This window comes from Corynebacterium uropygiale, assembly GCF_021568315.1.
Lineage (GTDB): Bacteria > Actinomycetota > Actinomycetes > Mycobacteriales > Mycobacteriaceae > Corynebacterium > Corynebacterium uropygiale.
The window spans coordinates 187,453-200,530 of the sequence record NZ_JAKGSI010000001.1; the positions used below are offsets into that span (position 1 = coordinate 187,453).

A 13,078-nucleotide genomic window follows, 5' to 3' on the forward strand; every position below is an offset into this window, starting at 1 on the left:
GCCTCCGAGCGCCGCTTCGAGGGACGCGGTAAGTTTCTCGACATGAAGAGTGCGCGAACCCGAATCCTCCCTTATCTCCTGGCGCTAGCGCTCGTGATCCCGCTTGCCGTGGGCGCCGTGCTGGGGCTCAGCCCCGCCACCACGTGGAGCGAGGGAGGCGCCCCCGTCGACGATGCCAGCCCCACCATGTCCGGCATCGACCCGCGGGCGCTCGTCGGGGCGCGGCAGGCGGCCGGCGCCGCCAACACCCAGGCCGGCCTCCTCAAGAAGGGCACCGACCAGCTCAAAGAGGGAACCCAGCAGTTCCGCGACAAGTCGGGTGAGCTCACCGACGGCATGAACCGCGCCACCGACGCCAGCCAGCAGCTCTCCCAGGGGCTCGTCCAGATCCAGGCCGGCACCGGGCAGCTCGGGCAGGGCGCCACGGAGCTCGCCGACGGCATCGACCAGGTCGTCCAGGAGATGGCCGGCCTCGAAGCGGTCCGCGGCCAGATGCTCACCGCCGTAGACCAAGCCGACGGCGAACTCAAAGACAGCCTCGACCCGCGCGCCCGGGGCATGCGCGAGCAGCTCCAGGGCTTCCGCGATCAGATTGCGAACTTCCAGCTCGACGAGGCCATCAAGGAGCAAATCAACCGCGCGCACACGGGCTCCCGGGAACTCGCCAACCAGCTGGCCACGCCCGGCTACGCCTACCATGACGGCATCTACCAGGCCACCCAGGGCGCCCAGCAGCTGGCCGCTGGCATGACGGAGCTCCAGGGCGGCGTCGGCCAGGCCGTTGACGGCGTCAACCAACTCGACGACGGCGCCGGCAAGATCCAGAACCTCGCCGCCCAGAACCAGAGCCGGGTCCAGGCCGTCCAGCGCGCCCTCCCGACGAGCCCGAGCATCGCCGCCGAGGAAGCCGCCGCCTCCGGCGAGAACCCCAGCCCCATGCTCAACCCCATCCACGCCCTGCTCATCGGGGTGCTCATGGCTGTCGGCGGGGCGGCGATCGCCTTCATCGCCGGCCGCGAGGACAGCCGCCGCCAGCGCCTCCTCGGCGCGATCGGCGGGGGAGCGGTCCTCACCATCCTCGGCGTTCTCCTCGCCGGGATCCTGGGCGGGAACCTCGGGGCTGGGCAGCTGCTGCTCGCCGCCGTGGGCTGCGCCCTGGGCGTCGCGGTCTCCATATTGATGACGACGCTCGCCTGGCGCCTCGGCGGCCGGCTGATCGCCATGATCGTGGCGGCGGTGGTGCTCATCGTGGAGGTCGGCGTGGTCGGCCACGTGTGGAGCAGCTCCATCCATGAGGATGCGCACGGTGTCTGGTCGGTGATCGCCAGCCTCCTGCCGCTGAACTACACCACCATGGCCGTCTCCACCGCGGGGAACAGCGGCAGCGCTAACGCACTCGTTCTCTCCCTCGGGCTGCTGCTGGCCCTGGCGATCATCGCGGGAATCGGGGTTCTGGCGGCGCGCCGGGATGCGGATTCTTCCTCGGCTCCCTCCGCCCCGCGGCACGGGATGGCGGATTAAAAGGGGGATGCTGTAGCCGGCGCGCCCGGGGGAGCCCTGACGGGGCGGGCGGCGCGGGCATAAGCAAAGGGCCGATAACCCAGTGGTTATCGGCCCTTCATCTGGTCGGGATAACAGGATTTGAACCTGCGACCTCCTCGTCCCGAACGAGGCGCGCTACCAAGCTGCGCCATATCCCGTGGCACTCGCACAACCATAGTCGATGCGCGAGCATTTGCGCAAAACAGCAGGTCAGTGCCGGTTCGGATGCTTCTCCTCATAGGCGGGATCATCGGTGATCCGCAGGAGCGTGGCGGAGGGCCGGCAGAACACCCGGAAGGGCACATAGCGCGAGGTACCCAACCCGTTGGTCACGTGAAGGAGCATGGACTTCCAGCGGTGGAGCCCGCGCGCCCGCTCCCGATCAATCCCGCAATTGGTGACAATCGCCCGGCCCCCCGGCAGGCAGAGCTGGCCGCCGTGCGTGTGGCCGCAGAAGCAGAGCTGGTAGCCGTCGGCCTCAAAGCGGTCAAGGACGCGCGGCTCCGGGGCGTGGACGAGCGCAATCGCGAGGTCGGCGCGCTCGTTGGGCGGCCCGGCGATCGTCGAGTAGTCATCGAGGTCATGGTGAGGGTCGTCGACGCCCGCCGCCGCGATCTTCACCCGTCCCACCCGGATGTCGCGGCGCGCGTGGGTGGCGTCGAGCCAACCATGCTCCTGGAAGGCAGCCTTCATCCCCTCCCAGGGCAGGAGGTTGTCGCCCACCGGGCGCTTCTTCCCCAGCAGGTAGAGGAAGGGGTTGACGGGGCGCGGCCCGTAATAGTCATTGGAGCCGAAGACGAAGAGCCCCGGCACGTCGAGGAGCCCGCCGAGCGCGCGCAGCACGTGGGGGACGCCCTTCTCGTGGGAGAGATTGTCCCCGGTGTTGATGACGAGGTCCGGCCGCAGATCAACGAGCCCAGACACCCACTCCTCCTTATCCTCCTGGCCGGGGATCATGTGGAGGTCGCTGAGGTGCAGGATGCGGAACTCCTCAGGCTTGCCGAGGGTATTCGTCCCCAGGGTCCCTGGCTTGAGGAGGGGGAGGGTGTACTCGTGAAGCTCGAAGTGGTGCAGCTCCCGGTTCGCGAGGAGGGCCGTCGTCACCCCCGCCAGCGTGCCGGCCCCGGCGAGCGCCGCGGCGGCGCGCAGGACGCGTCGAGTGCGGGTGGTGGCGGGTGCTGTCCTTGTCTTCCTCTTCGTCCGTGTCACCCGATCTAGCCTAGCGGCCAGCCTGCGTAAGGTGGAAGCATGAGTGAGCTCAAGAATCGTATTCGCCAGGACCTGTCCGCCGCGATGAAGGCCCGCGACGACGTGCGCAAGGGGGCCCTGCGCATGCTCGTCTCCGCCATCACCTACGAGGAGCGCAGCGGCTCCCAGCACGAACTGAGTGATGAGGAGATCCTTGGCATCGTTGCCCGGGAAATCAAGAAGCGCCGCGAGTCCGCGGACATTTATGCCCAAAATGATCGCCCGGATCTTGCGGAGCGGGAGGAGGCGGAGGCGGCCGTCCTCGCCGAGTATCAGCCCTCCCAGTTCAGCGATGAGGAGCTCTCCGCCTTCGTCGCTGAGGTCGTCCAGGAGGTCGCCGGGGAGAATCCCACGATGAAGAACATGGGGCCGGTCATGAAGGCCGCCCAGGCCCGGGCCGCCGGGCGCGTCGACGGCAAGCGGCTCTCCACCGCCGTGCGCGCCGCGCTGAGCTAGAGCCCGAAGACCCGGCGGAGGTCCTCCGTCAGCTGGTCAAATTGCTGCTGGACATCATTGGTGTTTCGACGGGGTTCGGGGCGCCGGGGCCGCGTGCCGTCGGAGATTTCCATGACCACTTCTGAGTCCTTCACCATCGGGCTGCCGTCGGCGGAGACGACGCGCAGGACGGTGCCCTGGGGGCTGCCGTCGCCCGCGACCATCCGCGAGCTGACCTTATAGCCGCGGTCGCTGAGGAAGCGGCGGGCGTCCTCCTCCTTGCTGCCGACGGCCGCGTTGACCTCGGTCTGCGCGGTGCCTTGGTCATAGTCCTCGTTGTGCTTGGGCAGGTGGCCGTCGGTGGCGGCGGGGACGCTCTTGGCGATCTGGAACCACGTGCGGGCAGGCTCCATTCCGCCGTAGAGGGTGCCGTTCTGGCACTGCTGGACGGGGCCGGTGCACAGCGGGGCGTTGTTCGTGCCGTCGTTGTAGATGTAGGTGGCGGCGGCAAAGCCGGAGTTGTAGCCGAGGAAGGCGGCGGACTGGTGGGTTTCCGTGGTGCCCGTCTTCGAGGCGATGGGGGTGCTCCACCCGCTGCTGCGCGCGGCGTCCTTGGCGGTGCCGCTGGTGTAGTCCTTGCTCATCCCGGCGGTGAGGGCGTGGGCTACGTCCTCGCTCACGGCCTGCTCGCACTGGGGGCGGTCAAGCGCCACCTCCTGCCCGGAGGAGTCGGTGACGGATTCGATGGGGTTGGGCTCGCACCAGTGGCCGTCGGAGGCGAGGGTGGCGGCCACGTTGGAGAGCTCCAGCGGGTTGACGGCCGTCGGGCCGAGGGTGAAGGAACCCAGGTTGGCCTCCTTCATGTAGTCCGCGATGGACGTGTTCTCATCCCAGGAGCCCTTCTCCGCATAAGAGCGCAGGCCCAGCTTTACGGCGAGGTCGACGACGTTGGACACGCCCACCTGCTCAATGAGCTTGACAAACGGCGTGTTGGGCGATTGCGCCAGCGTGTCCGTCAGCGACATCTGGGAGCGGTAGACGCCAGCGTTTTCCACGCAGTAGGTGTTGGGCGGGCAATTCGCGGCGCCGCCCTCGCCCAGGCCCGTGGCCTCATAGCGCGTCGGAACGTCGAGCACGGCGTTGAGCCCCATGCCCTTCTCCAGGGCGGCGGCCGCCGTGAAGAGCTTGAACACGGATCCAGCGCCGTCGCCCACCATCGCGGAGGCCTGGGGCAGCACGGTCTCGCTGGCCTCCTGGTTGAGGCCGTACCTGCGCGAGGAGGCCATGGCGCGGATCTTGCGGGAGTCATGCCCCGGCTCCACGATGTTGGTCACCTCGGCCACGCCCGGCTGGGTGGGGTTGACGTTCTTGGTGAGCGCCTCGTGGGCGGCGTCCTGCATGTGGGGGTCGAGGGTCGTGCGGATGGTGTACTCGCCCTTGAGGAGCTGCTCCTTGGGAAGGCCCTTGTGCTCGAGGTAGGTGAGCGCGTAGTCGCAGAAGAAGCCGCGGTCGCCCGCGCTGATGCAGCCGTTCGGCGGGGCGGAGTCTTCATTCACGACGCCCAGCTCTTCCTGCTTAAAGCGGTCGGCCTCGAAGGACTGCAGGTAGCCGGCGTCCACCATGGCGTCGAGAACCGTGTTGCGGCGCTCGAGGACGGCGTCGGGGTTGGTGAAGGGGTCGAAAGCCGAGGAGGATTGCACCATCCCGGCGAGCATTGCGGACTGGGGCACGCTGAGCTCGGCGGCGGGCTTATTGAAGTAGGTGCGGGCGGCCGCCTCGATCCCGTAGGCGCCGTTGCCGAAGGGGACGAGGTTGAGGTAACGGGTGACGATCTCATCCTTGGAGAGCATCTTGTCCAGGTCGGAGGCCATGCGCATCTCCCGCAGCTTGCGGGGGATCGAGGTCTCAATGGCCGCGGCCTGCGCATCCTCATCCTTCGCGGTGACAAGCAGCAGGTAGTTCTTCACGTACTGCTGGTCGAGGGTGGACGCCCCCTGCGCGATCCCCCCGGAGACGAGGTTGGTGACCATCGCGCGGGCCGTGCCCTGGAGGTCCACGCCCTCGTGTTCGTAGAAGCGCCGATCCTCAATCGCCACGATGGCGTCCTTCGCGTGCTGGGGAATCTGATCCGCGGCCACGGGGTAGCGGCGCTGATCGTAGATCCACGCGATGGGGTTGCCCTCCACGTCGGTCATGGTGGTGACGCCGGGGGTGACCCCGTCGGTCATGTCCGCGAGGTTGGACTCCATCGTGGAGCTGGTCCGCGTGATCGCGACAGCAGAGGCCCCGGCCAGGGGCACGAGCGCCAGGGTGATGACCAGCGCGCAGGCCAGCGTAGCGAGCAGCAGAGTGCTTAGGGATCGAGCGACAGACACGCTTCGTAGTCTACGTAGCCGCGGCCCGCATGGGAACTCCCCGCCGCCCACCCCAATATGGCGGGGGACACGGAGGCGGGTTCACTGTGTCCCACATCATTGGTTAGGATGAAGGATCAACTACGACGACGACAGGAGCCCCCATGACCTCACCGAGCACCTCCACCGAGAGCTGGGCCATGCACTGGGCGGACTTGGGCCGATGCCGTCACCTGCATCCCGACGCCCTCTTCGTCCAAGGCGCCGCCCAGAACGATGCCGCCCGCATCTGCGATAGCTGTCCCGTCATCACGGAGTGCTGCGCGGATGCCCTCGATAACCGCATTGAATACGGAGTGTGGGGTGGACTCACCGAGCGCCAGCGTCGCGCCGTCCTGCGGCAATACCCCAACGTCCAGTCCTGGTCCCACTACTTCCGGGAGGGTGGAACCATCCCCGGCGTGCCGCGAGGGGATACCGCCGCCCGGGGCGGCCACGTACAGTAGTCCCCATGAAGAAATGGGAATACTCGACCGTACCGCTCTTAACGCATGCCACGAAGCAGATTCTTGACACGTGGGGGGAGGACGGCTGGGAGCTCGTCACCGTGACCCCCGGCCCGAACCCGGAGAGCCTCGTGGCCTTCATGAAGCGGGAGGTGGAGTAATGACTGCGAGCACCCCGACCGCCCGCCTCGCTGAGCTGGGCATCACCCTTCCCGAGGTCGCCGCCCCGGTGGCCGCCTACATCCCCGTCACCCAGGTGGGCAACCAGGTGTGGACCTCCGGCCAGCTGCCCTTCGTCTCCGGCGAGCTGCCGGCCGTGGGCAAAGTGGGTGCGGACCTTGACACCGATGCCGCCAAGGACCTCGCCCGCACCGCGGGCATTAACGCCCTGGCTGCCGTCGATTCCCTCGTGGGGCTCGACGCCGTCCGCCGCGTCCTCAAGATCACAGGTTTCGTGGCCAGCGCGCCCGGTTTCGACGGCCAGCCGGCCGTCATTAACGGCGCCTCCGAGCTCATGGTCGAGGTCTTCGGCGAGGCAGGCGAGCACGTGCGTAGCGCCGTCGGCGTGGCCGAGCTGCCCCTGAATTCGCCCGTCGAACTGGAGCTCATCGTCGAATTGCGTTAGGCGGCCACCCCCGCACGGGGAGGAATCCGTGCCGGCCGGGTCGGGCGACTAGAGTGGAGCTCATGGAGCACCCCGCTTACAGTCAGCTTCGGCCGGTCACGGCATCCGCGGCCGTTGTTCTTTGCCCGAATCCTGGTTATGCCGCCCTCGAGGGCACGAATTCTTGGGTGATTCGCGCCCCAGAGGATGAATACAGCATCGTCATTGATCCGGGTCCTGAGGACGAGGGCCACCTCAACGTCCTCCACTCCCGGGCAGACAAGGTGGGGCTCATCCTGCTCACGCACCGGCACCACGATCACGCGGACGGCGCCCACCGCTTCCGCCAGCTCACGGGGGCTCCGGTGCGCGCCTTTGACCCGACGCACTGCTATGGCGCGGAGAAGCTCGAGGATGGGGAGATCATCAAGATCGAGGGCGTGACCCCGCAGATCGAGGTCGTCCACACCCCCGGCCACACGGCCGACGCCGTCTGCTTCTTCATCTGGTCGGGGGAGCCGGGCTCCTCCACCCTCGAGGGCATCGTCACGGGAGACACCATCGCGGGGCGCCACACGACGATGATCTCCGAGACCGACGGCGACCTCGGCGATTATCTCCGCTCCCTCCACATGCTCAAGGAGCGCGGCAAGGGCATCCCGCTGCTCCCCGGGCACGGGCCCGACGGCGCGGACGTCTCCGCCTTCGCGGAGAAGTACATCGGCCGCCGCGAGTACCGCCTCCAGCAGATCCACGAGGCCTGGGAGAAATACGGCAAGGACATCGAGCTCCAGAAGCTCATCGACGTCATGTATGACGACGTGGACCCCGTCCTCCGCGGTGCCGCCGAGCAATCCACCCGCGTGGCCCTGCGCTACCTCGCTGAGCACGAGGGAGAAGGCAGCGGCGAGGACACCCCCGCCGGCGCCGAATAATAAGGCTGAAGAAGAACTCCTGACAGCATTGCAGCCCCGTTCCTCCTGGTGAGGAGCGGGGCTGTGGTGTCTGTTGGGGCGGCTGCGGCTGCGCGCGGCCACACGCCGGACGCACATCGTGGCCGCGCGGGCTGAGGCACAAGACGTGGTGCCTCAGCGCTGGGGCTCTTAGCGTGCGCGGCGGGCGAGGTGCTCCGTGTCAACGATGAGCACGGACTTGCCCTCCAGACGGATCCACCCGCGGTGCGCGAAGGTGGCCAGCGCCTTGTTCACGGTCTCGCGGGATGCGCCGACGAGCTGGGCGATCTCTTCCTGCGTGAGGTCGTGGTTGACGCGGAGTGCCGCGCCCTCCTGGGAGCCGAAGCGGTTAGCCAGCTGGAGGAGGGTCTTCGCGACGCGGCCGGGCACGTCGGTGAAGATGAGGTCCGCGAGGTTGGCGTTGGTGCGGCGCAGGCGGCGGGCGAGAACGCGGAGAAGCTGCTGGGAGATCTCCGGGTGCTGCTCGATCCACTGGCGCAGCATCTCAGAATTCATGGTGGCAGCGTGGACCTCGGTGACGCAGATCGCGGAGGAGGTGCGGGGGCCCGGATCGAAGATGGAGAGCTCGCCGAACATGTCCGAGGGGCCCATGATGGACAGCAGGTTCTCGCGGCCGTCCGGCGCGTGGCGGGCAAGCTTCACCTTGCCGGCAGTGATGATGTAGAGGCGGTCACCCGGATCGCCCTCATCGAAAATCGTGGTGCCGCGGGGGAAGCGGACGGTTTCCATCTCCGCAATGAGGTTGTCAACGGCCACCGGATCAACCCCCTGGAAGATACCGGCGCGGGAGAGGATCTCCTTAACACCTTCCACAGAAAACTCCTTAGTAATGACGTGCACACCTTCCGGCTCACGGGGCTGGTCTTTTACACGAAGGACCGGAGGTCAACCTGCACGCGTCGATAGCAGTGTGTCCACGACCACTGTAGCGTGCCATCCGTCACTTTTGCATCCCAGAAGTGAAAAAATCACGTAAAGCCCGGTTTATCCCACAATGGGGGTGAAACTCTACCCCTGAGGCAGCACGGCTGACTCCAAGCGCTCCATTTGGGTGGCAAAGAGGCCGAGCACGATGGGAGTCGCAATCACGAGGAGAAAGAGCATAAAGGCATTCTATCCCCGGGCGTTAGGATGGAACCCATGCCCTCAAGCCTCACCCGCTATACCACACCGGCCACGCGCCCGCGGCCCGGCACGCATCCTGCCCGACGGGGAACGGAGAGTGCGCTCGCCCGGACGCGCCGGGCGCGGAGGATCAATCGGACGCTCGCCCGCGCCTACCCCGACGCCCACTGCGAGCTCACCTTCCGCTCGCCCTTCGAGCTGCTCGTCGCCACGGTGCTCTCGGCGCAGTGCACGGATGTGCGGGTCAACCAGGTGACGCCGGCCCTCTTCCGCCGCTTCCCGGGCCCGGCGGAGATGGCGCAGGCCCCCCAGGTGGAGGTGGAGGAGCTCATCCGCTCCACGGGTTTTTATCGGGCAAAGGCGCGCAACATCATCGCGCTGAGTGAGCGGATCGTGGGGGAGCATGGTGGCGAGGTGCCCCGTGACCTGGATTCCCTCGTCGCGCTCCCCGGGGTGGGCCGCAAGACGGCGCATGTGGTGCGCGGGAATGCGTTTGGGGTGCCGGGCCTCACGGTGGACACGCACTTCGGGCGCCTGAGCAGGCGATTGGGCCTCAGCTCCGAGGAGGATCCGCTGCGGATCGAGAAGGACATCGCGCAGCTCATCGAGAAGAGCGAGTGGACCATGTTCTCCCACCGCATGATTTTCCACGGCCGCCGCGTCTGCCACTCTCGGCGCGCCGCGTGCGGGGCGTGTTTCCTCGCGGCGGACTGTCCCTCCTTTGGGGAGGCCGGCCCCACCGACCCCGCCCTCGCCGAGTCCCTCCTCACCGGCGATAACGTCGAGCACCTCGCACGCATGGCCGGCCTCGACCCCGAGGAGGAATCATGAAACCGGCGGTCCGATGGTCCATCCTCGGGATCATCATCATCTCCGTGCTCATCGCGCTCGCTGTGCCCCGGCTCCTACGCTCCCCGGAGCCCTCGGGATCAGAGGGCTCGACGTCCACCTCAGCGCCCTCCCAGCCGGCGCGGGAGCGCGCTGAGCCTCAGTCCGCGGCCGCCGGGAGCCGCCCGGATTGCCCGAGCGTCGACCTCGGCAAGGTGCAGCTGGACTGCCTCGGCGGACACGCGGACGCGGCGCCGGCCCGGGATGTCACGGTGGTGAACCTCTGGGCCTGGTGGTGCGCGCCGTGCCGGGAGGAGCTTCCGGTGCTGGACGAGTACGCGCGGAAGCATCCGGAGTATGCCGTCGTCGGCGCACATGTGGATCCGCAGGGGCAGGCCGGGGCGGATTTCCTCACGGAGACGGGGGTCTCGCTGCCGAGTCTCGCGGACCCGACTGAGCAGCTCGCCATCACGTATGGGCTGCCCAAGGCGGTGCCGATCACCCTCGTCTTCCGGGAGGGGAAGCTCGCGGGGATGTTCCCGCAGGTCTTCCACTCGGTGGAGGACCTCGACGCCGCGGTGAGTTCGGTGCTCGCATGAGTCGGCGCAGTGTGGCGACAGACGACCTCGCGCTGCCCGGCTGGCTGCGGGGGCTCTATGACTCGGCGAGGAGGACGGCGCCGGCGACCCCTGGGCTCGACGGCCGCCCGGCGGGGACGCGGCCGCGCCGGGGCACAGAACCCGGGCGCCACTCGGCGGTCTTGCTGATGTTCTCCGGGGAGAGCTGGGAGGACGGGCAGCTGCTGCTCACGCACCGCTCGCCGAGCATGCGCTCGCACGCCGGCCAGGTGGCCTTTCCCGGGGGACGGGTGGACCCGGGGGACCGCGATGTCATCGACACGGCGCTGCGTGAAGCGGCGGAGGAGACCGGCCTCGACCGGGCGGGGGTGACCCCGCTGCTCACCCTGCCGGATGCCCACACGCACCGGGGTGCGTCGGTGAGCCCGGTGCTCGCGTGGTCGCCCACGCCCGGCAGGGTCTGGGCCGCGAGCCCCGAGGAGACCGATCACGTCTTCTACTGTTCCCTGCCGGAGCTGGTGCGGCCGGAGAATCGGCTCATGGTGGGGCGTCGGCACCCTCGCACCGGAGCCCCGTGGCGCGGGCCCGCCTTTTGGGCGGAGGGCTACCTCGTGTGGGGTTTTACCGCCGGCGTGCTGGCCGGGGTGCTCGCGGCGGGAGGCTGGGAAGACGCCTGGGATCGCGACACTACCTATCCGCTCGCGGAGATGATCCGCCGATCGCGCAATAATGAGAAACTAAACGATGACCACCGAGGCCCCCGTGGCGGAAAGATAAACGAGTGACACCTAGTCTCATCATCGACCTCGTGCTCGCCCTGGGCATCATTGTGACGCTGATCCAGGGGTGGCGGATGGGGGCCGCGATCTCCATCTTCAGCACCGTGGGAGGGATTGCCGGGCTGATCGGCGGAGCGGTGCTGGCGCCGACGGTCATGACCTACGTCGACACGACGGGTCTGCGGATCCTCGCCGCGCTCGGGCTCATTGTGTTGCTGTTGGTCATCGGGGAGATTATCGGTGGGGCGATCGGCGGTCGGGTGCGCGCCGCCCTGCCGCGTTCCTCCGGGAGGGCGATCGACTCCCTCGTGGGAGCCATCTTCCAGCCTCTGGCGATGCTGCTGGTGGCCTGGCTCATTGCGCACCCGCTGGCCGTCGGCTCCGCGGGGCCGCTGACGGATGGGGTGCGGGGCTCGCGGATCCTCGCGACGACGAACCGCCTCCTCCCGCAGCGCGTGGAGCAGCTGCCGGACCGCATCTCCGCCATGCTCAGCGACAGCGGCATCCCGCCGATCATGAGCATCTACGAGGGGCACAACACGGACGTGGAGCCGCCCGCCATCGAGGTGGAGGACAAGGCGCTGGTGGCCTCGCTGCGGCCCAGCGTCATCCACGTCATGGGCGACGCCGAGCAGTGCTCCCGCCGGCTCATGGGCTCCGGCTTCGTGGCCGCCCCCGACTACGTCATCACGAATGCGCACGTCGTGGCGGGGACAAACGAGGTCAACCTCGACACGACGCAGGGCCTCAAGGCCGCGCAGGTGGTTTACTACAACCCGCATGTTGACCTCGCGGTGCTCTACTCCCCGGAGCTCGACCTGCCGGTGCTGCCCTGGGCGGAGGAGAGCGCCGAGACGGGCGATGATGCGATCGTCATGGGATTCCCGGAGTCCGGGCCATTCACGGCCTCGCCCGCGCGCGTGCGTGAGCGGCTCACCATCGCGGGGCCGGATATTTATGCCAGTGGACGCGTGGAACGGGAGGCCTACACCCTCCGTGGCTCCGTGCGCCAGGGGAACTCCGGCGGCCCGGTGGTGAACGCGGAGGGGCGCGTCATTGGGGTGATCTTCGGCGCGGCTGTCGATGATGCCGACACCGGCTACGCCCTCACCAAGGATGAGGTCTTCCGCACGGTCGGCGACGTCACCGCCCTCCACGATCCGGTGGGGACCGAGCAGTGCGTCGCCAGCGCGCAGCCAAGCACCGCGACGGTGCACCCGAGCGCGGGCTAGCTGTGGCGCAGGCGCATGCCGAGCGCCGGGACGATGGCGTCGAGAAATGCTCCCGGGTCCTCGATGTGGGGCAGGAGCTCCGTGTCCGGGATGTGGACGGAGCGGAAGGTTTCGCGGGTTCGACGTCGAGCCCTATCCTCCTGGACCTCCCACCCGGGGCCGCCCGGGTGGATGAGGGTGACGGGGGCGTCGATGGGCCGGCGGTACTGCTCGGAGGGGACTTTGGCCCAGACCAGTTCGATGTTGGACTTCACTGCGGGGCGCGGGCGCTCGGGGGCGAGCTCCGCGAGGCGCAGGGAGAGGTATTCCTCGAAGCGGTAGTCGTCGTGAAAACGGGCGTGGGTGCTGGCCACGAGGTTGCGTCGATAGGCGCCGGCGCTGGGTACGCCGCGGCGCCACAGGGCGGGGGGAAGGAGGCCCGGGATCGGTGGGAAGACCGTCCACGGCTGGGTGAAGCGGAGGCGTCGGAGGTCCGCGGGGTGGATCGCGCCGATGCTGATGAGCGAGTCCACCATCGCTGGGTACTTGGACGCGACCGTCCAGGCGACAGCGCCGCCCGAGCCCTCGCCAATGAGGGTGGCAGAATCATGACCCAAGCTGCGAATGACGCCCGTGATGTCGCCGACTGTGCCGTGGAGGTCATAGTCGAAGCGACCGGCCGGGTGGTCGGAGAGGCCGTAGCCGCGCATGTCGACGGCCGCGACGTGATAACCGCAGTCAGCGAGGGGGAGGAGGATATCTCGCCAGTCGAACCACGCCCCGCATGCCCCGTGGAGGAGCAGGATCAGGGGGTGATCGGCGCTGCCTGCGGTGGCAGCATGAAGGCGCACACCACGGGTGTGCACCATGTCATGACGAAAAGGGTCAGAGGGG

General features: G+C 68.2%; 14 protein-coding genes and 1 tRNA gene. 10 read left to right on the forward strand and 5 right to left on the reverse strand.

Going from position 1 to position 13,078, the window contains the following annotated elements; genetic code table 11:
* Positions 1-42 precede the first annotated feature (42 nt).
* Complete coding sequence (locus L1O03_RS00885) at positions 43-1,521, forward strand: hypothetical protein (protein WP_236117540.1); 1,479 nt, start codon at positions 43-45, stop codon at positions 1,519-1,521.
* A gap of 102 nt (positions 1,522-1,623) precedes the next feature.
* Here the strand turns inward: L1O03_RS00885 and L1O03_RS00890 are convergent.
* Together L1O03_RS00890 and L1O03_RS00895 are read right to left on the reverse strand one after the other, a co-directional pair.
* Positions 1,624-1,700, reverse strand: a tRNA-Pro gene (locus tag L1O03_RS00890).
* A 52-nt stretch (positions 1,701-1,752) separates the two neighbouring features.
* A complete protein-coding gene (locus tag L1O03_RS00895) occupies positions 1,753-2,691 on the reverse strand; it encodes a metallophosphoesterase (protein ID WP_420830279.1) in 939 nt (312 codons plus the stop codon).
* Between the two features lie 99 nt (positions 2,692-2,790).
* On the opposite strand from L1O03_RS00895, the gene L1O03_RS00900 reads away from it, so the two are divergent.
* Positions 2,791-3,246, forward strand: coding sequence for a GatB/YqeY domain-containing protein (locus tag L1O03_RS00900; RefSeq protein WP_236117541.1), 456 nt, complete (start codon positions 2,791-2,793; stop codon positions 3,244-3,246).
* On the opposite strand, the gene L1O03_RS00905 is transcribed toward L1O03_RS00900, so the two are convergent.
* Positions 3,243-5,600, reverse strand: a complete 2,358-nt coding sequence (locus L1O03_RS00905; protein ID WP_236117542.1) for a transglycosylase domain-containing protein — start codon at positions 5,598-5,600, stop codon at positions 3,243-3,245. The genes L1O03_RS00900 and L1O03_RS00905 overlap by 4 nt on opposite strands.
* A gap of 143 nt (positions 5,601-5,743) precedes the next feature.
* Between L1O03_RS00905 and L1O03_RS00910 the strand changes: the two genes are divergently transcribed.
* The 4 genes from L1O03_RS00910 to L1O03_RS00925 all read left to right on the forward strand — a co-directional run bounded on the left by L1O03_RS00910 (position 5,744) and on the right by L1O03_RS00925 (position 7,624).
* Positions 5,744-6,085 (forward strand): WhiB family transcriptional regulator, encoded by a 342-nt coding sequence (locus L1O03_RS00910; protein WP_275949248.1) that lies wholly within the window; start codon positions 5,744-5,746, stop codon positions 6,083-6,085.
* 5 nt (positions 6,086-6,090) lie between these two features.
* On the forward strand, positions 6,091-6,246 hold the full coding sequence (locus tag L1O03_RS00915) for a Sp36 family protein (RefSeq protein WP_236117543.1): 156 nt from the start codon (positions 6,091-6,093) through the stop codon (positions 6,244-6,246).
* Positions 6,246-6,710 carry a RidA family protein gene (locus L1O03_RS00920; RefSeq protein ID WP_236117544.1) on the forward strand — a complete coding sequence of 155 codons (465 nt, stop codon included), beginning with the start codon at positions 6,246-6,248 and terminating at the stop codon, positions 6,708-6,710. Before L1O03_RS00915 ends, L1O03_RS00920 begins: the two co-directional genes overlap by 1 nt.
* A gap of 62 nt (positions 6,711-6,772) precedes the next feature.
* Positions 6,773-7,624: an MBL fold metallo-hydrolase gene (locus L1O03_RS00925; protein ID WP_236117545.1), complete on the forward strand. Its 852-nt coding sequence runs from the start codon at positions 6,773-6,775 to the stop codon at positions 7,622-7,624.
* Positions 7,625-7,792: 168 nt separating this feature from the next.
* Here L1O03_RS00925 and glxR read toward each other — a convergent pair whose 3' ends face one another.
* Positions 7,793-8,476: a CRP-like cAMP-activated global transcriptional regulator GlxR gene (gene glxR / locus L1O03_RS00930; protein WP_236117546.1), complete on the reverse strand. Its 684-nt coding sequence runs from the start codon at positions 8,474-8,476 to the stop codon at positions 7,793-7,795.
* A gap of 318 nt (positions 8,477-8,794) precedes the next feature.
* Here glxR and nth point away from each other — a divergent pair, with 318 nt between their 5' ends.
* Genes nth through L1O03_RS00950 form a run of 4 tightly spaced genes read left to right on the forward strand, consistent with a single transcriptional unit; the run spans position 8,795 to position 12,205 of the window.
* On the forward strand, positions 8,795-9,619 hold the full coding sequence (gene nth / locus L1O03_RS00935) for an endonuclease III (protein WP_420830263.1): 825 nt from the start codon (positions 8,795-8,797) through the stop codon (positions 9,617-9,619).
* A complete protein-coding gene (locus tag L1O03_RS00940; RefSeq protein WP_236117548.1) occupies positions 9,616-10,215 on the forward strand; it encodes a TlpA family protein disulfide reductase in 600 nt (199 codons plus the stop codon). The genes nth and L1O03_RS00940 overlap by 4 nt, the downstream gene beginning before the upstream one ends.
* Positions 10,212-10,979, forward strand: coding sequence for an NUDIX hydrolase (locus L1O03_RS00945; RefSeq protein WP_236117549.1), 768 nt, complete (start codon positions 10,212-10,214; stop codon positions 10,977-10,979). Before L1O03_RS00940 ends, L1O03_RS00945 begins: the two co-directional genes overlap by 4 nt.
* Entirely contained in the window at positions 10,976-12,205 is a 1,230-nt protein-coding gene (locus L1O03_RS00950; RefSeq protein ID WP_236117550.1) for a MarP family serine protease, read from the forward strand. The genes L1O03_RS00945 and L1O03_RS00950 overlap by 4 nt, the downstream gene beginning before the upstream one ends.
* Here the strand turns inward: L1O03_RS00950 and L1O03_RS00955 are convergent.
* On the reverse strand, positions 12,202-13,053 hold the full coding sequence (locus L1O03_RS00955; RefSeq protein ID WP_236117551.1) for an alpha/beta fold hydrolase: 852 nt from the start codon (positions 13,051-13,053) through the stop codon (positions 12,202-12,204). The genes L1O03_RS00950 and L1O03_RS00955 overlap by 4 nt on opposite strands.
* Positions 13,054-13,078: the final 25 nt, after the last annotated feature.